The sequence below is a fragment of the Rhodococcus sp. ACPA1 genome, from assembly GCF_002300195.1.
GTDB classification, from domain to species: domain Bacteria; phylum Actinomycetota; class Actinomycetes; order Mycobacteriales; family Mycobacteriaceae; genus Rhodococcus_F; species Rhodococcus_F opacus.
This window is the reverse complement of sequence record NZ_NSDX01000034.1, coordinates 1-421: the sequence shown is the minus strand read 5'-3', so window position 1 is coordinate 421 and position 421 is coordinate 1. Positions and strand designations below refer to the sequence as shown.

Genomic DNA, 421 nt, shown 5'->3' with positions numbered 1-421 from the left:
TGTTCACCGACCCCCCAGCGGCGGAACGACAGATCGAACTCATCCTCGGCGTGCTCGACGCCTGGATGGCCGCCCACCTCGGCAACACCTCCGGACCGGCGGCCCGTCCCTCGCAGGCCTCCCCCGCCGAGCTCGTGTCCTGGGTGAGTGTGGAGTGGTAGTGAGCGCCACGGCAGCGGCCGCCCGCACGAATCATCGCGCCAGGTCGGGGACGGCAATCGACCCAGCCACGTTCAGGACGCTGCCGCGCCGACGCGCCGACCGGACCGGGCGCGTGAGACCAGCACGCTCACCACGACCAGCAGGGCGAGGAGTCCCGATAACCAGTAGCCGATGCCGTAGAGGCCCTTGGCAGCGACCTCGAGACCGGTTCCGACCACCGGAACCAGGGAGGCGCTGAGGTCGGCGCTGACCAGTGCCG

At 70.8% G+C, this 421-nt stretch carries 2 pseudogenes; one reads left to right on the top strand and one right to left on the bottom strand.

Features of this window, described 5'->3' with window-relative positions:
• Nucleotides 1-161 (top strand): annotated as a pseudogene (locus tag CJ177_RS49295) (TetR/AcrR family transcriptional regulator); the annotation flags it as partial.
• A gap of 72 nt (nucleotides 162-233) precedes the next feature.
• Here the strand turns inward: CJ177_RS49295 and CJ177_RS46545 are convergent.
• Nucleotides 234-421 (bottom strand): annotated as a pseudogene (locus tag CJ177_RS46545) (MFS transporter); the annotation flags it as partial.